The sequence below is a fragment of the Sulfuriferula sp. AH1 genome (genome assembly GCF_002162035.1).
Lineage (GTDB): Bacteria > Pseudomonadota > Gammaproteobacteria > Burkholderiales > Sulfuriferulaceae > Sulfuriferula.
The window spans coordinates 2,741,718-2,764,890 of sequence record NZ_CP021138.1 but is presented as its reverse complement, the minus strand read 5'-3'; the positions used below and the strand labels follow the sequence as shown (position 1 = coordinate 2,764,890).

General features: G+C 53.8%; 19 protein-coding genes, 1 tRNA gene and 2 rRNA genes. 9 read left to right on the top strand and 13 right to left on the bottom strand.

Features of this window, described 5'->3' with window-relative positions; genetic code table 11:
• Nucleotides 1-20: 20 nt before the first annotated feature.
• Together CAP31_RS13890 and rrf are read left to right on the top strand one after the other, a co-directional pair.
• Nucleotides 21-2,901 (top strand): 23S ribosomal RNA (locus CAP31_RS13890).
• A gap of 142 nt (nt 2,902-3,043) precedes the next feature.
• Nucleotides 3,044-3,157 (top strand): 5S ribosomal RNA (gene rrf / locus CAP31_RS13885).
• A gap of 84 nt (nt 3,158-3,241) precedes the next feature.
• Here rrf and CAP31_RS13880 read toward each other — a convergent pair.
• Nucleotides 3,242-3,787 carry a gamma carbonic anhydrase family protein gene (locus CAP31_RS13880; RefSeq protein WP_087448079.1) on the bottom strand — a complete coding sequence of 182 codons (546 nt, stop codon included), beginning with the start codon at nt 3,785-3,787 and terminating at the stop codon, nt 3,242-3,244.
• Between the two features lie 112 nt (nt 3,788-3,899).
• Here CAP31_RS13880 and CAP31_RS13875 point away from each other — a divergent pair, with 112 nt between their 5' ends.
• The 3 genes from CAP31_RS13875 to xth are packed head-to-tail and all read left to right on the top strand — an operon-like array spanning nt 3,900 to nt 7,214.
• Complete coding sequence (locus CAP31_RS13875) at nt 3,900-5,921, top strand: M3 family metallopeptidase (protein ID WP_087448078.1); 2,022 nt, start codon at nt 3,900-3,902, stop codon at nt 5,919-5,921.
• 13 nt (nt 5,922-5,934) lie between these two features.
• Nucleotides 5,935-6,447, top strand: coding sequence for a glutaredoxin family protein (locus tag CAP31_RS13870; protein WP_087448077.1), 513 nt, complete (start codon nt 5,935-5,937; stop codon nt 6,445-6,447).
• Entirely contained in the window at nt 6,447-7,214 is a 768-nt protein-coding gene (gene xth, locus CAP31_RS13865; protein WP_087448406.1) for an exodeoxyribonuclease III, read from the top strand. The genes CAP31_RS13870 and xth overlap by 1 nt, the downstream gene beginning before the upstream one ends.
• Nucleotides 7,215-7,217: 3 nt before the next feature.
• Here the strand turns inward: xth and CAP31_RS13860 are convergent, their stop codons facing one another.
• The 5 genes from CAP31_RS13860 to CAP31_RS13840 form a co-directional block, all read right to left on the bottom strand.
• The gene (locus CAP31_RS13860; RefSeq protein ID WP_087448076.1) at nt 7,218-7,682 is read right to left on the bottom strand and encodes a hypothetical protein; all 465 of its coding nucleotides are present in this window, start codon (nt 7,680-7,682) and stop codon (nt 7,218-7,220) included.
• Nucleotides 7,683-7,694: 12 nt separating this feature from the next.
• Nucleotides 7,695-7,994: a hypothetical protein gene (locus tag CAP31_RS13855; RefSeq protein ID WP_087448075.1), complete on the bottom strand. Its 300-nt coding sequence runs from the start codon at nt 7,992-7,994 to the stop codon at nt 7,695-7,697.
• A 100-nt stretch (nt 7,995-8,094) separates the two neighbouring features.
• Nucleotides 8,095-9,141, bottom strand: coding sequence for a VIT1/CCC1 transporter family protein (locus CAP31_RS13850; RefSeq protein WP_087448074.1), 1,047 nt, complete (start codon nt 9,139-9,141; stop codon nt 8,095-8,097).
• 12 nt (nt 9,142-9,153) lie between these two features.
• Complete coding sequence (locus tag CAP31_RS13845; RefSeq protein ID WP_087448073.1) at nt 9,154-10,650, bottom strand: YifB family Mg chelatase-like AAA ATPase; 1,497 nt, start codon at nt 10,648-10,650, stop codon at nt 9,154-9,156.
• A 6-nt stretch (nt 10,651-10,656) separates the two neighbouring features.
• Nucleotides 10,657-10,911 (bottom strand): accessory factor UbiK family protein, encoded by a 255-nt coding sequence (locus CAP31_RS13840; protein ID WP_087448072.1) that lies wholly within the window; start codon nt 10,909-10,911, stop codon nt 10,657-10,659.
• A gap of 280 nt (nt 10,912-11,191) precedes the next feature.
• Between CAP31_RS13840 and CAP31_RS13835 the strand changes: the two genes are divergently transcribed.
• From CAP31_RS13835 to CAP31_RS13825, 3 genes are all read left to right on the top strand, one after another.
• Nucleotides 11,192-12,001, top strand: a complete 810-nt coding sequence (locus CAP31_RS13835; RefSeq protein ID WP_087448071.1) for a TorF family putative porin — start codon at nt 11,192-11,194, stop codon at nt 11,999-12,001.
• A 64-nt stretch (nt 12,002-12,065) separates the two neighbouring features.
• Nucleotides 12,066-12,404 carry a P-II family nitrogen regulator gene (glnK, locus tag CAP31_RS13830; protein ID WP_087448070.1) on the top strand — a complete coding sequence of 113 codons (339 nt, stop codon included), beginning with the start codon at nt 12,066-12,068 and terminating at the stop codon, nt 12,402-12,404.
• Between the two features lie 12 nt (nt 12,405-12,416).
• On the top strand, nt 12,417-13,901 hold the full coding sequence (locus CAP31_RS13825; protein ID WP_087448069.1) for an ammonium transporter: 1,485 nt from the start codon (nt 12,417-12,419) through the stop codon (nt 13,899-13,901).
• A 96-nt stretch (nt 13,902-13,997) separates the two neighbouring features.
• On the opposite strand, the gene hda is transcribed toward CAP31_RS13825, so the two are convergent.
• The 3 genes from hda to CAP31_RS13810 all read right to left on the bottom strand — a co-directional run bounded on the left by hda (nt 13,998) and on the right by CAP31_RS13810 (nt 15,169).
• Complete coding sequence (hda, locus tag CAP31_RS13820; RefSeq protein ID WP_087448068.1) at nt 13,998-14,660, bottom strand: DnaA regulatory inactivator Hda; 663 nt, start codon at nt 14,658-14,660, stop codon at nt 13,998-14,000.
• Nucleotides 14,661-14,678: 18 nt separating this feature from the next.
• Nucleotides 14,679-15,056, bottom strand: a complete 378-nt coding sequence (locus CAP31_RS13815; protein WP_087448067.1) for a gamma-butyrobetaine hydroxylase-like domain-containing protein — start codon at nt 15,054-15,056, stop codon at nt 14,679-14,681.
• Between the two features lie 36 nt (nt 15,057-15,092).
• Nucleotides 15,093-15,169, bottom strand: a tRNA-Arg gene (locus CAP31_RS13810).
• Between the two features lie 129 nt (nt 15,170-15,298).
• Between CAP31_RS13810 and CAP31_RS13805 the strand changes: the two genes are divergently transcribed.
• Nucleotides 15,299-15,877, top strand: a complete 579-nt coding sequence (locus tag CAP31_RS13805; protein WP_087448066.1) for a cytochrome c5 family protein — start codon at nt 15,299-15,301, stop codon at nt 15,875-15,877.
• A 74-nt stretch (nt 15,878-15,951) separates the two neighbouring features.
• Here the strand turns inward: CAP31_RS13805 and alr are convergent, their stop codons facing one another.
• From alr to metH, 4 genes are read right to left on the bottom strand one after another with little or no spacing between them, the layout of a single operon-like run.
• A complete protein-coding gene (alr, locus tag CAP31_RS13800) occupies nt 15,952-17,016 on the bottom strand; it encodes an alanine racemase (protein WP_087448065.1) in 1,065 nt (354 codons plus the stop codon).
• Between the two features lie 4 nt (nt 17,017-17,020).
• Nucleotides 17,021-18,418 (bottom strand): replicative DNA helicase, encoded by a 1,398-nt coding sequence (locus CAP31_RS13795; RefSeq protein ID WP_087448064.1) that lies wholly within the window; start codon nt 18,416-18,418, stop codon nt 17,021-17,023.
• 28 nt (nt 18,419-18,446) lie between these two features.
• The gene (locus CAP31_RS13790) at nt 18,447-19,331 is read right to left on the bottom strand and encodes a DMT family transporter (protein ID WP_087448063.1); all 885 of its coding nucleotides are present in this window, start codon (nt 19,329-19,331) and stop codon (nt 18,447-18,449) included.
• Entirely contained in the window at nt 19,324-23,010 is a 3,687-nt protein-coding gene (gene metH / locus CAP31_RS13785; protein WP_087448062.1) for a methionine synthase, read from the bottom strand. Before metH ends, CAP31_RS13790 begins: the two co-directional genes overlap by 8 nt.
• Nucleotides 23,011-23,173: the final 163 nt, after the last annotated feature.

The window sequence follows — 23,173 nt, the reverse complement described above, 5'->3', positions numbered from 1 at the left end:
AAAGGCGCTTAAGGTTATAGGGTCAAGCGACTAAGTGCATGTGGTGGATGCCTTGGCGATTACAGGCGAAGAAGGACGTTGCAGCCTGCGAAAAGCTGCGGGGAGCTGGCAAGCAAGCTTTGATCCGCAGATATCCGAATGGGGAAACCCACCCTTAGGGGTACCCTGGGCTGAATACATAGGCTCAGTGGGGCGAACCGGGCGAACTGAAACATCTAAGTAGCTCGAGGAAAAGAAATCAACCGAGATTCCGCAAGTAGTGGCGAGCGAACGCGGAGGAGCCTGCAAGATATAGCACACACGTTAACAGAACCTTCTGGAAAGATGGACCATAGTGGGTGATAGTCCCGTATGTGAAAACCTGTGTGTAGAACTAAGTTTGCGACAAGTAGGGCGGGACACGAGAAATCCTGTCTGAACATGGGGGGACCATCCTCCAAGGCTAAATACTCGTAATCGACCGATAGTGAACCAGTACCGTGAGGGAAAGGCGAAAAGAACCCCGGGAGGGAGTGAAATAGATCCTGAAACCGCATGCATACAAACAGTGGGAGCGGACTTGATCCGTGACTGCGTACCTTTTGTATAATGGGTCAGCGACTTACGTTCAGTAGCGAGCTTAACCGAATAGGGGAGGCGAAGGGAAACCGAGTCTGATAAGGGCGATAGTTGCTGGGCGTAGACCCGAAACCAGATGATCTATCCATGGCCAGGATGAAGGTGCGGTAACACGCACTGGAGGTCCGAACCCACTAATGTTGAAAAATTAGGGGATGAGCTGTGGATAGGGGTGAAAGGCTAAACAAATCTGGAAATAGCTGGTTCTCTCCGAAAACTATTTAGGTAGTGCCTCACGTATCACCTTCGGGGGTAGAGCACTGTTATGGCTAGGGGGTCATCACGACTTACCAACCCATTGCAAACTCCGAATACCGAAGAGTGCGAGCGTGGGAGACAGACATCGGGTGCTAACGTCCGGTGTCAAAAGGGAAACAACCCAGACCGTCAGCTAAGGTCCCAAAGACACAGTTAAGTGGTAAACGATGTGGGAAGGCATAGACAGCCAGGATGTTGGCTTAGAAGCAGCCATCATTTAAAGAAAGCGTAATAGCTCACTGGTCGAGTCGTCCTGCGCGGAAGATGTAACGGGGCTCAAACTGTGCACCGAAGCTACGGATATGTACTTGTACATATGGTAGGAGAGCGTTCTGTAGGCCTGCGAAGGTGAGGTGTGAACCTTGCTGGAGGTATCAGAAGTGCGAATGCTGACATGAGTAGCGATAAAACGGGTGAAAAGCCCGTTCGCCGAAAGCCCCAGGTTTCCTGCGCAACGTTCATCGGCGCAGGGTGAGTCGGCTCCTAAGGCGAGGCTGAGAAGCGTAGTCGATGGGAAACAGGTTAATATTCCTGTACCGGCCTTGAATGCGATGTGGGGACGGAGAAGGTTAACTCAGCCAACTGTTGGAATAGTTGGTTTAAGTGTGTAGGCAGAATCCTTAGGCAAATCCGGGGGTTTAATGCTGAGACATGATGACGAGGTGCTACGGCACTGAAGTGAGCGATACCCTGCTTCCAAGAAAAGCCACTAAGCTTCAGTTCAAGGACGACCGTACCGCAAACCGACACAGGTGGGCAGGGTGAGAATCCTAAGGCGCTTGAGAGAACTCAGGAGAAGGAACTCGGCAAATTAACACCGTAACTTCGGGAGAAGGTGTGCCCCTAGTATGTGAAGCGACTTGCTCGCGGAGCAGAACAGGGTTGCAGTGAAAAGGTGGCTGCGACTGTTTAATAAAAACACAGCACTCTGCAAACACGAAAGTGGACGTATAGAGTGTGACGCCTGCCCGGTGCTGGAAGGTTAATTGATGGGGTGCAAGCTCTTGATCGAAGCCCCAGTAAACGGCGGCCGTAACTATAACGGTCCTAAGGTAGCGAAATTCCTTGTCGGGTAAGTTCCGACCCGCACGAATGGCGTAACGATGGCCACACTGTCTCCTCCTGAGACTCAGCGAAGTTGAAGTGTTTGTGAAGATGCAATCTACCCGCGGCTAGACGGAAAGACCCCATGAACCTTTACTGTAGCTTTGCATTGGATTTTGAACAGACTTGTGTAGGATAGGTGGGAGGCATTGAAGCGGGGACGCCAGTTCTCGTGGAGCCGACCTTGAAATACCACCCTGGTGTGTTTGAGATTCTAACCTAGGTCCATTATCTGGATCGGGGACCGTGCATGGTAGGCAGTTTGACTGGGGCGGTCTCCTCCCAAAGCGTAACGGAGGAGCACGAAGGTATCCTAGCTACGGTCGGAAATCGTAGCGATAGTGCAATGGCAAAAGGATGCTTGACTGCGAGACTGACAAGTCGAGCAGGTGCGAAAGCAGGTCATAGTGATCCGGTGGTTCTGTATGGAAGGGCCATCGCTCAACGGATAAAAGGTACTCTGGGGATAACAGGCTGATTCCTCCCAAGAGTTCACATCGACGGGGGAGTTTGGCACCTCGATGTCGGCTCATCACATCCTGGGGCTGTAGCCGGTCCCAAGGGTATGGCTGTTCGCCATTTAAAGTGGTACGTGAGCTGGGTTTAAAACGTCGTGAGACAGTTTGGTCCCTATCTGCCGTGGGCGCTGGAAATTTGAAGGGACCTGCTCCTAGTACGAGAGGACCGGAGTGGACGGATCTCTGGTGTACCGGTTATCACGCCAGTGGTATCGCCGGGTAGCTAAATCCGGAAGAGATAAACGCTGAAAGCATCTAAGCGTGAAACTCGCCTTAAGATGAGATTTCCCGGGGGCTAGACCCCCTGAAGGGTCGTTCGAGACCAGGACGTTGATAGGCTGGGTGTGGAAGTGCAGTAATGCATTAAGCTTACCAGTACTAATTGCCCGTGAGGCTTGACCCTATAACCTTAAGTAGCAGGTTGGGTTAATAAAGCGCGATACAATTGAAACATGCGTGTATAACACGCAAACCAGAACTTTACTTCTTCCGAATAAGGCGCATGTCATAAGACATAAAATCTGTGACATGCCCAACCGTTTACGTCTGACGACCATAGCGTCCTGGAACCACCCCTTCCCATCCCGAACAGGGCCGTGAAACGGGACCGCGCCGATGATAGTGTGGATTACCCATGTGAAAGTAGGTCATCGTCAGACACCCATTCCAGAAACCCCCAGGGCTTACGCCATGGGGGTTTTTTATTGCCAGAAATTGGCATCACCACCTGCCCAATCCCGGATTTAACGTATTGCGTATTGCTTGGATAAAGCCACGTAGTGGTCGGCAGAGTATTGAAAGTAGGCTAACTCATCGCTGCTAAGCGGACGGATGAGTTTGGCGGGACGCCCCAGATACAAATGGCCGCTTAACAATGTTTTACCCTCAGGAACAAGGCTGCCTGCACCCACCAATACTTGTGGTTCTATCGTCACTTTATCCATAATCAGACTACCCATCCCGATAAGACACTCATCACCGATTTTGCATCCATGAAGGATGACGCCATGGCCGATAGTTACGTTACTGCCGATGAATAAAGGTGAGCCAGAGGGGTCGAGAGGTGTTTTGTGGGAAACATGCAATATGCTGTTGTCCTGAATATTGGTATTGGCGCCGATTTCAATATGATTAACATCCCCGCGAATGACGGCGCCGCACCATACTGAGCAGTTGGCACTTAAAGTGGCATCGCCGATCACATTGGCGCTATGATGTATCCATGCGCTGTCGGCAATTGTGGGCATGTGATTCAAATAGGCTTGTACCGCTGATAAATGGCTGTGCATAATATGCTCTGCTAATGTTATCCTAAAAGACTTATTATAAGCTCGTGCCAAGGTTGCAGATTGATGCGAATAAAATTTTACTGTTAATTGTTATTTACTAAGAATGGAATAAATGAATCCGTTACTCGATTTCACCGGCCTGCCGCATTATCATAGTATAAAGGCGTCTGATGTAACGTCTGCAATTGATCAGCTATTGCAAGAGAATTCGGACCTGATCGCAAAACTGCTCGCGTCAGAGCATATACTTTCATGGACAACGTTTATCCAGCCGATGGAAGACGCAAATGAGCGGCTTTCTCGCGCCTGGGGACCGGTCTCCCATTTGAATAGCGTAATGAATAGCCCCGAACTGCGCGAAACATATAATGAGAATTTGCCGAAAATAACCCAGTATTACGCATCACTGGCACAGAATTTGGCATTGTTTAATAAATTCACACAGCTAAAACATAGCCAAAGTTTCGCATGGCTGACGCCCGCGCAGAAAAAAATAATCGAAAATGAGTTGAGGGACTTCAGGCTGGGTGGTGCTGAACTGAATGAAAATGACAAGCCACGATTTTTGCAAATTCAGGAGCAACTGGCGCAGTTTTCTGCCAGATTCGAAGAGAATTTACTGGACGCCACCAATGCGTTTAGCTTGCTGATTGATAATGCAGCCGAGTTGGTAGGTTTGCCTGATGATGTCTTGCTGGCTGCACAGGATGCCGCACATCGCGACGGTCAGGCGGGCTGGAAACTGACATTGTATGCCCCTAGTTATTTACCAGTAATGCAATATGCTGAGAATCGTGAGTTGCGGGAAAAAATCTACCGTGCATACGTAACCCGCGCTTCGGAGTTTGGTTTGGCAGAGCTGGATAATACCGGGTTGATTGCCGATATTGTCAGGTTGCGGCATGAGGCGGCCTTGATGCTTGGATTTCCCAGTTACGCTGAATTGTCGTTGGCCAGTAAAATGGCGGAATCCTCGCAGCAAGTCGACGAATTTTTAAGAGAGTTGGCGCAGCGTGCGAAACCATACGCAGAGCGCGACATGCAGGAATTACGTGATTTCGCGCTGACAGAACTGGGAATGACCGATCTACAAGCATGGGATATAAGTTATGTGAGCGAGAAATTGCGCGCCAAACGCTATGCCTTTTCCGACCAGGAAGTAAAGCAATATTTTCCGGAATCAAAGGTTTTGCCGGGAATGTTCAAACTGATCCATACCCTGTATGGGTTGGAGGTTAATCCCGGCAAGGCTGAAGTTTGGCACGATGATGTCAAGTTCTACGACATCACTGACAGCAATGGCAAGCTTATCGGGCAGTTTTATTTGGATCTCTACGCTCGCGAGCATAAACGCGGTGGTGCATGGATGGATGATGCGCTGACGCGGAGACGCAAAGGAGATGCCATCCAGACGCCAGTGGCGTATCTTACCTGCAATTTTTCTGCGCCTGTTGGCGGCAAACCCGCGTTATTGACGCACGATGAAGTCATAACCCTATTTCATGAGTTTGGTCATGGTCTGCATCATTTATTGACGCAGATAGAAGACATGGGTGTGTCCGGTATCAATGGCGTGGAATGGGATGCGGTGGAGTTGCCATCGCAGTTTATGGAGAATTTCTGCTGGGAATGGGATGTGCTCTCGCATTTGACGCAGCATGTCGACACCAATATGCCATTGCCGCGCGCGTTATATGACAAGATGATTGCGGCCAAACATTTTCAGAGCGGATTGCAAACCTTGCGTCAGATCGAGTTTTCGTTATTCGATTTGCGCCTGCATGGCGGTGCGGCCACGGAATCCGGTAGCGCATTGCAATTATTGCAAGAAGTGCGTCAACAGATTGCAGTGATGTTTCCTCCGGACTACAATCGTTTCCCCAATAATTTCTCACATATTTTTGCGGGCGGCTACGCTGCGGGCTATTACAGCTATAAATGGGCAGAGGTTTTATCTGCGGATGCGTACAGCCTGTTTGAAGACAATGGTGTTTTATCTCCGGAAATCGGCATCAAATTTTGGCAGGAGATACTTGCCGTTGGCGGGTCGCGTCCTGCGCTCGAATCATTTGTGGCATTCCGGGGACGAGAACCGAACATGGATGCGCTATTGCGTCATAGTGGGATGAATTGAGCAAGGAGGAAGTATGCTGCGTAACAGCCTGATTGGATTACTCCTGATCTGTGCCGGTAGTGCGGATGGGACGGATTTTTATCGTTGGGTAGATAAAACTGGCGCGGTTCATTACAGCGATCAGGCGCCGACCGGACATGTAAGTAAATTGGAGCAGCGCAAATTGAATCCCAATGTAATCGATGGGCAGGCCTCGTATTTGGTGAAAAATGCAGTCAGTAAAAATCCAGTTACCTTGTTTGGCGGCGATTGCGGCCCACTGTGTGCCAATGCTAAAACGCTTCTGGAAAAGCGCGGGATTCCTTACACACTGAAAGACCCGCAGAAAAGCAAGGCAGATGCGGAAGCGCTGAATGCGCTGACAGGCGCAATGGAATTGCCAGTAATACAGATAGGCAAAGCGACATTGAAAGGATTCGAGCCAGTGCGATGGAGCGCCATGCTGGATGAAGCCGGTTATCCCAAATCATCCGCCGCGGGTGCGCATAAGCAGGACACCCCACCGTTAGGGCAAATCAAGCAATGATGAAATTGGCTACCTGGAATGTTAATTCTTTAAAAGTACGTTTGCCTCATTTGCTGGACTGGGTAGCAACTGAGCAGCTGGATGTAGTGTGTTTACAGGAAACCAAGCTCGAGGATGCGAATTTCCCACTGGATGAGATAACGTCAGCAGGCTATCAAGTGGCGTATTGCGGGCAGAAAGCTTATAACGGCGTGGCAATCCTGAGTCGTGCGGGCCTGGATGATGTGGTGATGGGTATCCCGGGTTGGGAAGATCCGCAGCAGCGGGTCATTGCGGCAACAGTAGCAGGCGTCCGGGTAGTTTGCGTCTATGTGCCGAATGGGCAAAGTCTGGATTCGGAAAAATATCTTTACAAACTGGCCTGGTTGCGTGCGTTGACCGCTTATCTGGCTGATGAGCTGATACGCCACCCGCAACTGGCAGTGTTCGGCGACTATAACATAGCGCCGGCGGATGCCGATGTCTATGATGCTGTAGCCTGGGGAGATGGGATACTGGTGTCAGCCGCTGAACGGGAGGCATTTCAAGGCCTGCTGGCAACGGGATTCATTGATAGCTTCCGTATGTTTGAACAGGCGGAAGCGGTATTTACCTGGTGGGATTATCGCATGGCCGCATTCAGACGCAATATGGGTGCGCGCATTGACCACGTGCTTTTGTCCGAAATACTGGCTACGCAGTGCCGCAGCTGCGTGGTAGATAAGGCGCCCCGACGACTGGAGCGGCCGTCCGATCACGCGCCAGTTGTGATCACACTGGATCTGTGATGCCTATTTGCCGATCGCATTGCGCCCACGTCGCAGGAACGTATCGGCGAGTTCGTCACTGATTGTCAGTTTAATCAATTTCTTGCAGGCCAGTAGTGCTTCATCCAGTGCATCGGGTGTGCCATCAGCGTCTTCTATCTTTTTAATGACGCGCTCAGCGTTGCTGCCCAGCAATTCCTTGGCGATGGTCGCAAGCTGAACTTTTAATAACAATCCACCCCCGCCGGACTGGCTGACCTGGCCATGTATCGTCGATACGTCATCATGAATCAGTCCCAATGCGTACAACTCTTTAAGGACGGAGGTCACATCACTGACCCAGAACACCTTTTTTGCCAGATTGGCGACAGAGGTTTTGCCATCGACGACCAGTAAGGCACGGCGATGGTTGGCAGAGATTTCATGCCCGTGACTGCGGGCAATTTCTTCACCTTTCGGGGTGCGAAATAAGATCAAATCTGGATGCATGATTACTCCAGTTTATTCAGTTAATTCGCGAATAATGTTGAAAATGAGACGGACGGTCACGACCACATAAACTGCACCGAACAGGAAGATGCCGGAGACTACCAGGCGCAGGATGTCATCGGGCAATTGGTCGAAGAAGGGGGTTGACAGATAACCGATGGTGAATAATACCACCAGCATGGAGAGAAAATTCCAGCGCTTGCCTACCATGCCGCCCGGGATACTGGATTTGAGCGAAAGTACCAAATACAGGCAGTAGAACATAATAAGGATGGCGCTAAAATTGAGTACGGTGGTGATATTGAAATCCATGTGTTATCTCCTGTGATGATTTATTGTTAGTTTTTGATTGTAATGCTTTAATTTTGGCAATTATGCCGCAAATAAGGATAAATGTCTCGCTGAGCTGTTGCTAACCAAGGCTGACCCCCAAAAGATGACCTGTAAAATAAGTCGCTGCGCCCGCTGCACCGCCGATTAACAGCATGCGCAAGCCGCCTAAAATGGCCTGTCTGCCGGTAAATAGACTGATGCTGGCGCCAACCAGAAATAATGCCAGGGCGGTTATGCCCATGACACCCCGCAATGCGGGTAGTCCTGTACTGAACAGAAAAGGCAGCAAGGGGATGGCAGCACCAGTGCAGAATGCCAGGAACGAGGAAACTGCTGCGCCCCATGGTGAACCGAGCTCGTCAGGGTTGAGTCCCAGCTCTTCGCGTGCCAAGGTATCCAGCGCCCGGTCAGGGTCGGCAATCAGGGTGTCGGCTACCCGCTCCGCTTCGGTTTTGTCCATGCCTTTGGCGGCATAAATCAACGCCAGCTCTGCTGCTTCCTCTTGAGGATATTGCGCTAACTCTTCGCGCTCCAGGCCAATTTGGTATTCGAACATTTCGCGCTGTGAGCGCACAGAGATATATTCACCCGAAGCCATCGAAAACGCGCCAGCCAATAATCCGGCCAGCCCGGAAATCAATATCATCTGGCTTTGACCCATGGTTGCACCGGCTACCCCCATAATGAGACTGGCATTGGAAATCAGGCCGTCATTGATGCCGAATACCGCGGCTCGTAAATTGCCATGTCCGCCGAGACGGTGGCGTTGGCCGACATCTTCAATGGTGGCGGGCATAAGATGCTGGGCGCTGGCGTGTGTATAAATGGCCATGCCGCGCACCTTCATTGCCGATAATACGGGGCGCATCGTGCGCGTACCCAGCCGTTTCACCAGATTGCTTACCAGCCGACTGCGCAGGTCGGGTTGAAAACGGGCCGGAATGGCGCTGCCTGCCTTGGTTAACTCGATTTCCCACAACTTCGCCTGCTGTTCTGCCGCATTGGCCAATTCGGTAAACAAGCCCTGTCTTGAAGTGCCAGTCTCGGCCAGCGCAATATTGCGATACAGATAAGCTGAGCGTTTTTCTTCCAGCCAGCCTTCGAGGGCGTGATGACGTGCAGACATGAGGGCTGGCCTTTAAGTGTGGGCGAGGCGGCGATATTGGATCGATTCCGCAACGTGTCGGCTGGTAACGCTGGATTCTCCTGCCAGATCAGCGATCGTGCGCGCCACTTTGAGTATGCGGTGATAGGCTCGCGCTGACAAGTTCAGGCGGGTGATGGCCTGTTTCAATAATGCTTCCCCTGCCGGGTCGGGCGCGCAATACTGGTCTATTTCGGTGCCGGATAATGCGGTATTTGCTTTGCCTTGGCGATTGATTTGGCACGCACGTGCAGTTGCAACGCGTTGCTGGATAATGGCACTGGCTTCGCCATCAGCCTGTTTGAGCAATTCGTCATGATTTAACGCAGGCACTTCAATTTGTATATCGATCCGATCCAGCAGTGGGCCGGAGATACGTCCACGATAGCGCGCGATCTGATCCGGTGTGCATCGGCATTTGCCTGCCGGATGCCCCAAATAACCGCAGGGACAGGGGTTCATCGCCGCGACCAGTTGAAATCGTGCCGGGAAATCGACCTGCCGTGTGGCGCGAGAAATCGTGATTGCACCCGATTCCATCGGTTCGCGCAACACTTCCAGCACTGTGCGCGGAAATTCCGGCAATTCGTCCAGAAACAATACTCCATGGTGTGCGAGCGAAATTTCGCCGGGGCGGGGGTTGCTGCCGCCGCCGACGAGGGCGACCGCAGAGGCGGTGTGATGGGGGCTGCGGTAGGGACGCTGGCGCCAATGCGCCAGACGGAATCCGCCATTTAATGACAATAAGGCGGCCGATTCGATGGCTTCGAGTTCGCTCATGTCCGGTAATATGCCCGGCAAGCGGCTTGCCAGCATGGATTTTCCGGTGCCCGGCGGCCCTGACATCAGCAGGGAGTGTCCTCCCGAGGCTGCAACTTCCAGTGCGCGCTTGGCACCCGCCTGGCCTTTGACATCGCAGAAATCCGGCACTGAAAAAGCCGAGTCGCCGGCTGCCGTTCGCGGTTGTGGAGAGAGCAGGGTTTGCCGGGTTAAATGTGCGCATACAGCTAATAGGGAGTCAGCCGGATAAATGACCGCATGTTCGACCAATGCGGCTTCCGCAGCGCTGGAGGTCGGCAGGATGAATGCCCGCCCGCTGGATACCGCACCCAACGTCATGGCCAGTGCGCCGCGTATCGGACGCAGTTCGCCAGTCAGAGCCAGTTCCCCGGCAAATTCATACTCCTTCAGCGCTTGCACCGGGATTTGTCCGGATGCGGCCAAAATGCCGAGCGCGATAGGCAAATCATAACGGCCTGATTCTTTAGGCAGGTCAGCCGGGGCGAGGTTGACAGTAATGCGGCTGACCGGAAATTCGAAACGGGAATTCTGGATGGCGGCACGGACTCGGTCGCGTGCTTCTTTGACTTCTGTTTCAGGAAGTCCGACGATGGTAAAGCTGGGTAACCCATTCGCCAAATGGGCCTCAACAACGACTTCTGGTGCAGCCATGCCTGTGAGTGCACGGCTGTGCAATACCGCTATCGCCATATGGGCTTATGCTGCCGGCGGCTGGGTGATCAGTTTTTCCAGTTCGGCTACCCGTGCCTCAAGCGCGACGAGTTGTTCACGGGTACGCAGCAATACTTCCTGCTGCACATCAAACTCTTCCCGCGTCACGATGTCGAGTTTCTGCAATGTACTCTGCACTAGCGCCCGCAAGTTATGCTCGATGTCCTTGAAAGGCCCCTGATTGACCGCCTGACTGATTTTGTCACCGAGTTCATCGAATAGTTTCTGGTTGGGTAGCATGTTTATCCTCTGTGTGAATGTGCCAATGTCAATGACCGATTCATTTTAACCGGCAAATTGCCAAGCCGCTAGGCAAAGCGCAAGGAAATTTCATCCGATGCACCATATTCGTGCCCGCTAATGGTGCCAAGCCATCCCTTTATGCATTAATTTGGTGCGATGAAAAATGTGGCCTTGAATGAGGTATGCTTAATCCAATGTTTATTATTAATAATTTTTCTGGCATGGGTTGTGCTATATCCCTCACGCAATGTTGCGATTTTTACTTTAGGAGTTTCTGATGCGTACATTTAATAAAACCATTTTAACCATCGCACTCGCCTGCGTGACGGCACCTGTTTTTGCGGCTGATGCGCCCGCGCCAGATTACACTTTAAGTGCAAACGTAAGCTTGACCAGCCAATACGTTTATCGCGGTATTACACAGACCGCAAGCAAGCCAGCCATTCAAGGCGGATTTGATTTTAGCCATTCCAGTGGTTTTTATGCTGGTACCTGGGCTTCCAGCATTAGCTGGTTCTCCGATAACGTGACGAATCAGGATGGTACGAAAAATTCGGTCAGCATGGAATGGGACATGTACGGTGGTTATAAGAATACCGTTGGCGACATCGGTTATGATGTAGGCGTGCTGCAATATTACTATCCGGGGCATTATGGTGTATTGCCTGTCGGTACGGTAAAACCTGATACTACCGAATTATACGGCGCATTATCTTACAAATGGTTAACCGGTAAGGTTTCGTACGTCGTGTCGAATGGCTTGTTTGGTGTCAATGATGCAAGCGGCTCGTATTATCTTGATTTATCAGCCAATATTCCAGTCGTCGATACTTGGACCATCAATGCACACGTAGGTAATCAGTATTTTGCAGGTACTGCAGTTGCCGGAGGTGCTTCCAATGACAGTCTGTACTCTTACGTTGACTGGAAACTGGGCGTGACCAAGGATTTGGGTACTGGATGGAGCGCAACTGCCTATTACACCGATACCAATGCAAAAGATGCCGGATGGAAGATTCTTGGCGCAAATTCCGATAATAACCAAGGTGATGGCCATTTCGTAGCTGCAGTATCCCGGACTTTCTAACTTTGATCGTTGCAAACCAACCCGGGCGCACTGTTTGACTTTGCGCTCGACCTAAGGAGGAAACATGAAATTCGTTACGGCAATCATTAAGCCGTTCAAGCTGGACGAGGTACGTGAAGCACTCTCCGCCATTGGCGTGCAGGGTATTACCGTTACCGAAGTTAAAGGCTTTGGTCGGCAAAAGGGGCACACCGAGCTATATCGCGGTGCGGAATATGTGGTGGATTTTCTACCTAAGGTCAAGATTGAGGCGGCGATTGCTGACGAATTGCTCGATCAGGTGATCGAGGCTATCGAAAAATCCGCACATACCGGCAAAATTGGTGATGGCAAAATTTTTGTATTCAACCTGGAGCAAACCGTGCGGATTCGTACCGGTGAATCCGGGCCAGAAGCGTTATAAAGGGAGAGCGACATGAAAAAATGGCTCATCGCACTAAGTATGTTGTGTACCTTAGGCATCTCCGGCGTGACTCTTGCCGATGATGCCGCCATGCCGGCTGCAGCGCCCGCAGCCGCTTCTGCTCCGGAAGCCGCAGCGCCTGCTCCAGCGGCTCCGGCAGCCGCAGCACCCGTATCGGCACCTGCAGCTGCACCAGCCGCAGCGCCAGTACCTGATAAGGGTGATACTACCTGGATGATAGTCGCCACTGCTTTGGTGATCATGATGACTATCCCCGGCCTGGCATTATTCTATGGCGGCTTGGTGCGTTCCAAGAATATGCTGTCCGTGCTGACGCAGATATTTACCATTTTCTGCCTGATTTCCATTTTATGGGTAGTGTATGGTTATTCGATGGCGTTTACCGCAGGCGGGGGGATGAACGACTTTATCGGCGGTATGTCGCGATTGTTCCTCAGCGGCATGGACGTGAATTCCACGGTGGAAACCTTCTCCAAGGGTGTCGTCATTCCCGAAATGGTATTCATGGTATTCCAGTTGACCTTTGCTGCGATTACCGTAGCGCTGATCGTCGGCGGTCTGGCTGAGCGCGTGAAGTTCTCCGCGATGCTGGTGTTCTCGGTATTGTGGTTTACTTTCTCATACCTGCCTATGGCTCATATGGTCTGGTTCTGGGGCGGCCCTTCCGCATTCGGCGATCCTTCCGGTTTCCTGTTCGGTAAGGGCGCGCTGGACTTTGCGGGCGGTACTGTTGTCCACATCAATGCCGGTATGGCTGCGCTGATGGGTGCGATCGTTTTGGGCAAACGTATCGGTTACGGCAAGGAAGCCATGGCGCCGCATAGCCTGGTGATGACCATGATCGGCGCCTCCTTGCTGTGGGTGGGCTGGTTCGGTTTCAATGCCGGTTCCAACCTTGAAGCAACCGGTACGGCAGTGCTGGCCATGGTTAACACGATCGTTGCAACTGCGGCAGCCGGTTTATCCTGGATGTTCGTCGAGTGGATGATCAAAGGCAAGCCCAGTTTGCTTGGAGTGACCTCCGGTGCGGTTGCCGGTCTGGTTGCAGTAACGCCGGCAGCAGGTTTTGCCGGTCCGATGGGTGCCATCGTACTGGGTGCAGTGACGGGTGCTGTGTGCTTGTGGAGTGTGACCGGCTTGAAGAAAATGCTCGGTTACGATGACAGTCTGGATGTGTTCGGCGTGCACGGTATCGGTGGTATCATCGGCGCGCTGGGTACCGGCATCGTGGCTAATCCTGCGTTGGGCGGTTCCGGCGTGTTTGATTACGCTGCGAACAAGGTTGCCGAGTACAGTACCTCTACCCAGCTGGTCAGTCAGTTGTGGGCAGTCGGCACAGCAGTGGTCTGGTCAGGTGTCGTGAGTTTTGTGCTGTTCAAACTTATCGACATGTTCATGGGTCTGCGCGTACCTGAAGAAGAGGAACGCGAAGGTCTGGATACTACAACCCACGGTGAGCGTGCGTACAATCCGTAACGTTTGACTGCAAGTAGCAAGCTGTAAAAAAGGGCACTCGCTGAGTGCCCTTTTTCCATTCCAAAGCCGGCAGCGGAATTTTAGTGCATGGCTGGATTAACCTAGCACTTCCTTGAGCAATGGCAGCGTAACCGGACGCTGAGTTTGCAGCGAATAGCGGTCAAGGCTATCCAGTGCAGCAATTAATGACGGCAGATCGCGCCGCCAGTGGCGTATCAGATAATCGGCGACGCCTGCCTGCAATTCGAAACCACGCGCCTGCGCATGCGTTGACAGGACAGACAGTTTGTCAGCATCGGAGAGCGGGTGGATTTGATAAATCAGCCCCCAGCCCAAGCGTGTGGTCAGATCGTTCCGCAACGGGAGTTGCATGGGGGCAGTCAGTCCTGCCGCAATGAGACGCCCTTGACCCTCACGCACTTGGTTGATGAAATTGAATAGTTTTATCTGACTGGGCGCATCAAGCTGATCGACGTTATCAATTGCAAGCAGTTCGAATGCCGTGTGATCGATGGCGCCGAATGCTGCGGCATCAGCATAGACAGCGCGGTGACCCCGAGAGCACGCGAGATGCACGCTGGCCTGGAGCAGGTGGGTTTTGCCGCTGCCTTGTGCACCCCATAGGTAGAGCTGCGGTTCGCTATTGTTTTGTATGGCCATTGCGCTGGTGGCATGAACCACTTCCGCATTGGTAGCCGTTACAAAATTATCAAAGCGCGGAGGTGGCGGAGGTGCGATATCCAGTACAAGTTGCTGCATGTTGCGAATGTATCCAGCTTAAAGTGGAGTGCGTGAAGCGCCTGCATCAGCTAGCCGTTGCAGATAGCGTTCCCATAACATTTGCTGATTTTTGCCGATTTCATAAAGATAATCCCAGGAATAAATGCCGGAATCATGGCCGTCGGAGAATGTTGGCTGCACGGCATAGCTGCCTACCGGTTCGATTCCGGTAATGGTGACGCCCTGTTTGCCCACCTGCAGTGTTTCCTGCCCATGACCATGGCCGCGTACTTCGGCAGACGGCGAATAGACGCGCAAAAATTCATAGGGTAGCTGAAATATGCTGCCGTCGTTAAATGCCACTTCCAGGATATGCGAGGCTTGATGCAATTTGATCTCAGTCGGGAGCGGGGTGTTTTTATCCAGTCCTGCCATGTTGTACTCCTGGTATTCGCGGGATGTGGAAAGGGGTGGTGCGCCCGACTGGAGTCGAACCAGTGACCTTTGGCTTCGGAAACCAACACTCTATCCATCTGAGCTACGGGCGCATTCAGACTGCTAGGATAACGATTTTCAGCGTTAACGTCTATATGCATTTGCATGCAGTGCTTTTGCGATTGAAGATTTGACGTTATAATCGTAAAATCTTCGAGTTTGCGACTTTTAAGGATGTAGTGATGAGTGACCATGACACAAAAATGACTAAAACCACACCACAACAGTTTTTCTTTGCATTATGGGGTGGGTTGTTTGCACCAATTATTGCAATTGCCTTGATTGTCGGCTTGATTGCCAAGATTCAGGGTAGCCATTCCAATGAGGCAGCGCTGGCTTACAATGACCAGGCTGTCGAAGAGCGGATTCACCCTGTTGGCGAAGTCAAGATAATTGATGCCAATGCTGTGCACGTCGATAAAGAAGGTTCCGAAGTGTTCGGCGAAGTTTGTACTGCCTGCCATACGCCTGGTGCGTTAGGCGCGCCCAAGTTCGGCGATAAAGCCGCCTGGGGTCCTCGTATCAAGCAGGGCTATCAGACTTTGATTCAGCACGCAGAGAACGGTATTCGGCAAATGCCTCCCCGTGGCGGCAATCCTGATCTGACCGATGTCGAAATTGCCCGTGCCGTTGCTTACATGGCGAATGCTGGCGGCGCGAAATTCACGCCGCCTGAAGGTGCTGCGCCTGCCGCAGGTGCCGCTGCTCCAGCTCCTGCGGGTGCACCTGCTGCTCCGGCCGCAGATGCGAAAAAAATGTAAGGGATTTGCTCCTGTAAAAAAGCCTGTAAAAAAGGCGTTCCGGATAAAAACGGAACGCCTTTTTTATGGGTAAATTATTCGTGATCGGGTACGCGCTGTGCCCGGGCGCAGAGTAACTCATAACTGATAGTGCCTGCTGCGCTTGCCACGCTTTCGACCGGTAGTCCTTTGCCCCATAGTATGACTGCGCTGCCCGCATCGGCATCAGGCAGCCCGGTCAAATCTGCAAACATCATATCCATGGATACGCGCCCCAGCGTCCGGGTAAGCTGGCCGTTGACCAGGATTGGCGTTCCGGTCGGTGCATGACGCGGATAACCATCCGCATAACCGCACGCTACTACGCCGATACGGCTGGGTCGATCTGCAATCCAGGTGCGCCCATAACCGAGAGCGTCGCCTGGTTTAAGCGTCTGTACCGCAATAATCCGGCTGTGCAGCGTCATTGCCGGGCGCAGATCGAGTGCGCTCGCTGCCGTGTCGGCAAAAGGGGACGCTCCGTATAAAGCGATACCCGGGCGCACCCAATCGCCGCGGCTCGCAGGATAACGGAATAAGGCAGCGGAATTGGCGAGGCTGACCGGATAGGGTAATTCATCAAAGCAGGTCTGAATTACCTGCAATTGATCGGCGATTCCATATGCATCGTCTGCCGTCGCAAAATGGCTCATCAGCGTGATGTCGGTGCATGTTTGCATGGCTTGCAGTTGTGCCAGCGCGCGAAGAAAGTCCTGCGGTTCGAATCCCAGCCGGTTCATGCCGCTGTTGAGCTTGAGGAACAGTGCCAGAGACTGTGCCGGTTTGCTTGCCTGCAGCATGCGAATCTGGTCGAAATGATGCACGGTGATTGCTATTCGGTGATTGACACAGGCAGCAATTTCGTCGGCACCAAACACTCCTTCCAGCAGTAGGATCGGTTTTAGCCAGCCCAGTTCGCGGAGCTGGATCGCTTCATCGATCGAGGCCACGGCAAAACCGTCAGTAGTCCAGAGCGCGCGTGCCACTTTTGCCATGCCATGACCATAGCCATTGGCTTTAATCACAGCCATGATACGGGCCGTACCGGCATGGTTGCGTATTACGCCCAGATTGTGCTTCAGGGCGTCGGTGTCAATGTGAGCAAATATCGGACGAGCCATGTAATCAGTAGTCCTCACGGCGCTCGGCATGTCCGCTGGCATAATTTTCGAAACGCGTATGCTCGCCGAGGAAGGTCAGGCGGACTGTGCCTATCGGCCCGTTCCGCTGCTTGCCGATGATGATTTCCGCGCTACCTTTGTCATCGCTGTCCGGGTTATAAACCTCGTCGCGGTAAATGAACAGGATGACGTCTGCATCCTGTTCGATAGCGCCGGATTCTCGCAGGTCGGACATCACCGGGCGCTTGTTCGGGCGCTGTTCCAGCGAACGGTTGAGCTGCGAGAGTGCGATGACCGGGCAATTCAGCTCCTTGGCCAGGCCTTTCAGCGAGCGGGATATTTCCGAAATCTCGGTGGCGCGGTTTTCGCCGCTGGAAACGCTCGACATCAGTTGCAGATAGTCGATGATAATCAGGCCGAGCTTGCCGCATTGCCGATGCAGCCGCCGGGCGCGGGCACGAAGCTCAAGCGAGTTGAGCGCAGGTGTTTCGTCGATAAAAATAGGCGCATCGTTCAGCTTGCCGACGGCATAGGTGAGTTTCTGCCAATCGTCGTCCTGCAGGCGTCCGGTACGTATTTTGTGCTGGTCCAGCCGGCCGATGGAACCGAGCATCCGCATCACCAGCTGTGCGCCGCCCATCTCCATCGAGAAAATCGCGACCGGCAAGCCGCTGTCGATCGCGACATTTTCCCCCATGTTGATGGAAAACGCGGTCTTGCCCATGGAAGGCCGGCCGGCAACGATGATCAGATCGCCAGGTTGCAGGCCGGCAGTCTTGGAATCCAGATCGGCAAAGCCGGTGGGGATGCCGGTGACATCGCTTTGGTTGTCGCGACTGAATAACTCATCGATGCGCTCGACTACCTGCGTGAGCAAAGGTTTGATTTCCAGGAATCCCTGTTTGCCTTTCGCGCCTGCTTCGGCAATATCGAATACCTTGGATTCGGCCTGATCGAGCAGATCGCTGGCGGAGCGGCCAGCCGGACTGTAGGCAGATTCGGAAATATCGGTGCCGACTTCGACCAGTTTGCGCATGATGCCGCGGTCTCGCACGATTTCGGCATAGCGGCGAATATTGGCAGCGGATGGGGTGTTCTGGGCGAGGGCAACCAGATAAGGCAGGCCGCCGACATTGTTGAGCTCGCCCAGATTTTCCAGCGCCTCGCCTGCAGTGACCACGTCTGCCGGTTTGCCCTGTTCGAGCAGTTTGGTAATGGTCTGGTATATCAGCCGGTGGTCGTGGCGGTAAAAGTCGTTATGGCTAATGACGTCAGCGATGCGATCCCATGCATGGTTTTCCAGCAACAGGCCGCCTAATACGGACTGCTCCGCCTCCACTGAGTGTGGCGGTAATTTGATCGCAGCGAGTTCAGGGTCGGTACTGGTAGGGAATTTGGCCATGGCGGTAAACAGATACGCGAAATAAAGTTTATTTTACCCTAGAAACCGGAGCGAGCTGTTGCCATTGATGCACGCCCAGTCCCAGCAGTATCAATGCCGTACCCAGCCAGATATCGATGTTGACCTGTTCATGGTTGAGCCATTGTCCGAGCAATAATGCGCTCACCGGCGTGACCAGCGTAATGAGCGCCACCTGTCCGGCCTGCAGGTGTTTGGTGACGTAAAAATACAAGGTGAACCCTATCACCGAGCCGAACACGCCCAAATACAGCGTGGATAGGCTGGCCTGCATGTTCATGGTCGGCACATGTCCGAATAGCAGCCACCATAAGGGCAATAATAATGCCACTGAGATAGTCAATGCACCGGTAGTAAGCGCTAACACAGGCACGTCAGCCCCGACTCGCTTGACCCATACCAGGCTGCCCGCTTGCACCATTACCGCGGCAAGTACGGCTAAAAATCCGGGCATGCTCTGTGTGCCGATATGCGTACCTGCCCCGAAAATGACGCCTAGCCCGGCCAGCCCCAGGATAATTCCAGTCAATCTGGCAAGGTTGAGGCGATCCTCATTGCCGAGCAGCAGGCTGATGATGCCGGTGAATAACGGAACCAGACCGAATAGCACGGCAATCAGCCCTGACGGCACAAAGCGTGCGCCCCAATAAACCAGCTGCATGGCGCCGAATACGCCTGCCGTCGCGGCTGTATAGGCATGCAGCGCAGCGCGGTGCAGAGGCAGTTTTAGACCCAATACGATGAGCAGAATGACGCAGGCGAGCAAGCCGATTGCCATGCGTGCCAATAACGGGAATACGAAATCGTCACCCGCGCCGCTCCACTGAATTGCCAGCGGCGTGGTTGACCAGATCAGGATAACGCCGAAATAAGCCGGCAATACCCGCTTATTCATAACCCAGATTAGGTGCCAGCCAGCGTTCGGCCGTCGCGATATCCCAGTTCTTGCGGCATGCGTAATCTTCGAGCTGGTCACGGTCGATCTTGGCGACAGCGAAATAGCTGGATTCGGGATGCGAGAAATAGAATCCGGATACGCTGGAAGCGGGCAGCATGGCATAGCTCTCGGTGAGCTGCATGCCGGTATTCTCGGTGGCGTGCAGCAGCGCGAACAGCCCGGCTTTTTCGCTGTGTTCCGGGCATGCGGGATAGCCGGGTGCAGGACGGATGCCGCGATATTTTTCGTCGATCAGCTCGTCGTCACTGAGTTTTTCGTCGGCGGCATAACCCCAGAATTCGCGACGTACACGGGCATGCATGCACTCGGCGAAGGCCTCGGCAAAACGGTCGGCCAGCGCCTTGAGCAGGATCGCGTTGTAGTCGTCGAAGGCTTTTTCATAGGCTGCCACGCGCTCGTCCATATCCAGCCCCGCCGTCACTGCAAAGGCGCCGATATAATCCTTGACGCCGCTGTCTTTGGGCGCAATGAAATCGGCCAGGCACATGTTCGGTCGGCCCGGCGGTTTTTCCATTTGCTGGCGCAGCGCATGGTAGGTCATGGCGACCGAGCTGCGGGTTTCATCGGTATAGATTTCGATATCGTCATCCACGCGGTTGGCAGGGAACAGGCCGATCACGCCGCTGGCATGCAGCCATTCTTCGTCGATGATGCGCCTGAGCATGGCCTGGGCATCAGCAAACAGCTTGCGCGCTTCTTCGCCCACCACTTCATCCTGCAGTATCTTCGGATAACGCCCATGCAGTTCCCAGGTCTGGAAGAATGGCGTCCAGTCGATGTAGCGCGCGATTTCGGCGAGTGGGTAGTCCTTGAACACCCGGATGCCGAGTTGTTTGGGCACGGGCGGGGTGTAAGTCTGCCAGTCGGTGACCAGTGCGTTAGCGCGGGCCTGTGCCAGCGTGGCGCGTTTGGACTGGGCGCGTTTGCCCTTGTGGCTTTCGCGGATGCGGATGTAATCGGCCTTGATTTCCGCCATATAGGCATCGCGCAAATCGGGCGACAGCAGCTGGGTACAGACCCCGACTGCGCGCGAAGCGTCTTTCACATACACGGTGGCGCCGCTGTAATTCGGTTCGATCTTGACTGCAGTGTGCGCCAGCGATGTCGTGGCCCCGCCGATGAGCAGCGGCAGTTTCATGCCCAGTCGCTCCATTTCCTTGGCGACGTGCGCCATTTCTTCCAGCGACGGCGTAATCAGGCCGGACAGGCCGATGATGTCGGCTTTCTCGTCAATCGCGGTTTGCAGTATCCTGGCGGCAGGTACCATCACGCCCAGATCGACCACGTCGTAGTTGTTGCATGCCAGTACCACGCCGACGATGTTTTTGCCGATGTCATGCACGTCGCCTTTTACCGTGGCCATGACGATCTTGCCTTTGGCCTCGGCACATTCGCCGCTCAGGGCTTTTTCCGCTTCGATAAACGGGATGAGGTGGGCGACCGCCTGTTTCATCACGCGGGCTGATTTGACCACCTGTGGCAGGAACATTTTGCCTTCGCCGAACAGGTCGCCGACTACGTTCATGCCGTCCATCAGCGCGCCTTCGATAACGTGGATCGGGCGCTCCGCTTCTAGCCGGGCGGCCTCGGTGTCTTCGATGATATAGGCGGTGATGCCTTTGACCAGCGCATGGGTCAGGCGCTGTCCGACCGGCGCCTCACGCCAGCTCAGGTCTTCGACCTGTTCCTTGGCCGAACCTTTGACGCTTTCGGCAAACTCCACCAGACGTTCGGTGGCGTCAGGGCGACGATTGAGGATGACATCCTCGACCCGCTCCAGCAGGTCGGCCGGGATGTTGTCGTACACGCCCAGCTGCCCGGCGTTGACGATGCCCATGTCCATGCCGGCCTTGATGGCATGATAGAGGAATACGGTATGGATCGCCTCGCGCACCGGTTCATTGCCGCGGAACGAGAACGACACGTTGGACACGCCGCCGGAAATCTTGGCAAATGGCAAGGTGCGCTTGATCTCGCGGGTGGCCTCGATGAAATCGACAGCATAGTTGTTATGCTCTTCGATGCCGGTTGCCACCGCGAAGATATTGGGATCGAAAATGATGTCTTCGGGCGGGAAATCGAGCTGTTCGGTGAGGATCCTGTAGGCTCGTGTGCAGATTTCCACCTTGCGCGCCTGGGTGTCGGCCTGACCGACCTCGTCGAAGGCCATCACCACGGCGGCAGCACCATAGCGCATGCACAGTCTGGCGCGTTCAATGAATTCGGCTTCACCTTCCTTCATGGAGATGGAGTTGACGATGCATTTGCCCTGCACGCATTTTAGCCCGGCCTCGATCACCGACCATTTGGACGAATCGATCATGATCGGTACGCGGGCGATGTCGGGCTCCGAGGCGATGAGGTTGAGGAAGCGCACCATCGCCGCTTCCGCGTCGAGCATGCCTTCGTCCATGTTGATGTCGATGATCTGTGCGCCGGCTTCGACCTGATTGCGTGCCACTGCCAGGGCTTCGTCGTATTGGCCGTTGATGATGAGGCGCGCGAACATCTTGGAGCCGGTGACGTTGGTGCGTTCGCCGACGTTGACAAACAGGTCGCCGGCACCGAGGTTAAATGGTTCCAGGCCCGAAATGCGCAATTTGCGCTCGATGTCCGGAATTTGCCGCGGTGGGTGGTTTTCCACTGCCTCGCGGATCGCCTGGATGTGCGCAGGAGTGGTGCCGCAGCAGCCACCGATAATGTTGAGCATGCCGGCAGCTGCCCACGGGCCGATTTGCGCCGCCATGGCTTCAGGGGATTCGTCGTATTCGCCGAATGCATTGGGCAGTCCGGCATTGGGATGGGCTGAAACGTAGCAGTCGGCCTTGGTGGCCAGCTCCTCGACATACTGGCGCAATTCATGCGCGCCCAAGGCGCAATTCAGGCCGATTGACAGCGGACGTACATGGCGCACCGAATTGAGGAAGGCTTCGGTGGTCTGCCCGGACAAGGTGCGTCCCGATGCATCGGTAATCGTGCCGGAAATCATCACTGGCACATGGCAATCGTTTTCGTCGAAGAATTTCTGGATAGCGAATAGTGCGGCCTTGGCGTTGAGCGTGTCGAAGATGGTTTCCACCATCAGGATATCCGCGCCGCCATCGAGCAGGCCGCGGATGGCCTCGGTGTAAGTGGTTATCAACTCATCGTAGGTGACGTTGCGGAAACCGGGGTCATTGACGTCCGGCGACATGCTGGCGGTGCGGCTGGTAGGGCCGAGAATGCCGGCGACAAAGCGCGGTCGGTCCGGCGTCTTCGCACTGTATTCGTCCGCAGCGCTGCGCGCCAGTCTGGCGGCTTCCACATTGAGCTCATAGACCAGATGCTCCATGTGGTAATCCGCCATGGAGATGGCCGTGGCATTGAAACTGTTGGTTTCCAGAATATCGGCACCGGCTTCCAGATAGGCGGCGTGGATGGCGCGGATAATGTGGGGTTGCGTCAGCACCAGCAGGTCGTTGTTGCCTTTGAGATCATGACCGAAATCGGCAAAGCGCTCCCCGCGATAGTCCGCTTCTTCCAGCTTGTAGCTCTGGATCATGGTGCCCATTGCACCATCCAGGATCAGGATGCGGTTTTTAAGTGCGGCGTGGAGTAATGCGGTGCGGTCGGTCATGGCGATTCAGGAAACAACGGAAAGGGTTTATGATACGTTGAATCAGGGGCTTAAGCCAGTCTGCAGCGGCTGGCGAGGTCATGACAAATTTCATCACTGTTGTCGAGAAATTAACAAAAAACCGCATTTTTTGCTGCAAAAGACGCTGATTTCATTGGCATAT

Coding starts and splice junctions, on each gene's coding strand:
- CAP31_RS13805 (WP_087448066.1), top strand. CDS start 15,299: ATGAGTGACCATGACACAAAAATGACTAAAACCACACCACAACAGTTT.
- CAP31_RS13790 (WP_087448063.1), bottom strand. CDS start 19,331: ATGAATAAGCGGGTATTGCCGGCTTATTTCGGCGTTATCCTGATCTGG.
- CAP31_RS13860 (WP_087448076.1), bottom strand. CDS start 7,682: ATGCATCCAGATTTGATCTTATTTCGCACCCCGAAAGGTGAAGAAATT.
- CAP31_RS13850 (WP_087448074.1), bottom strand. CDS start 9,141: ATGTCTGCACGTCATCACGCCCTCGAAGGCTGGCTGGAAGAAAAACGC.
- CAP31_RS13840 (WP_087448072.1), bottom strand. CDS start 10,911: ATGCTACCCAACCAGAAACTATTCGATGAACTCGGTGACAAAATCAGT.
- CAP31_RS13845 (WP_087448073.1), bottom strand. CDS start 10,650: ATGGCGATAGCGGTATTGCACAGCCGTGCACTCACAGGCATGGCTGCA.
- CAP31_RS13825 (WP_087448069.1), top strand. CDS start 12,417: ATGAAAAAATGGCTCATCGCACTAAGTATGTTGTGTACCTTAGGCATC.
- xth (WP_087448406.1), top strand. CDS start 6,447: ATGAAATTGGCTACCTGGAATGTTAATTCTTTAAAAGTACGTTTGCCT.
- CAP31_RS13855 (WP_087448075.1), bottom strand. CDS start 7,994: ATGGATTTCAATATCACCACCGTACTCAATTTTAGCGCCATCCTTATT.
- CAP31_RS13815 (WP_087448067.1), bottom strand. CDS start 15,056: ATGGCAGGACTGGATAAAAACACCCCGCTCCCGACTGAGATCAAATTG.
- CAP31_RS13835 (WP_087448071.1), top strand. CDS start 11,192: ATGCGTACATTTAATAAAACCATTTTAACCATCGCACTCGCCTGCGTG.
- alr (WP_087448065.1), bottom strand. CDS start 17,016: ATGGCTCGTCCGATATTTGCTCACATTGACACCGACGCCCTGAAGCAC.
- metH (WP_087448062.1), bottom strand. CDS start 23,010: ATGACCGACCGCACCGCATTACTCCACGCCGCACTTAAAAACCGCATC.
- hda (WP_087448068.1), bottom strand. CDS start 14,660: ATGCAGCAACTTGTACTGGATATCGCACCTCCGCCACCTCCGCGCTTT.
- CAP31_RS13795 (WP_087448064.1), bottom strand. CDS start 18,418: ATGGCCAAATTCCCTACCAGTACCGACCCTGAACTCGCTGCGATCAAA.
- glnK (WP_087448070.1), top strand. CDS start 12,066: ATGAAATTCGTTACGGCAATCATTAAGCCGTTCAAGCTGGACGAGGTA.
- CAP31_RS13875 (WP_087448078.1), top strand. CDS start 3,900: ATGAATCCGTTACTCGATTTCACCGGCCTGCCGCATTATCATAGTATA.
- CAP31_RS13870 (WP_087448077.1), top strand. CDS start 5,935: ATGCTGCGTAACAGCCTGATTGGATTACTCCTGATCTGTGCCGGTAGT.
- CAP31_RS13880 (WP_087448079.1), bottom strand. CDS start 3,787: ATGCACAGCCATTTATCAGCGGTACAAGCCTATTTGAATCACATGCCC.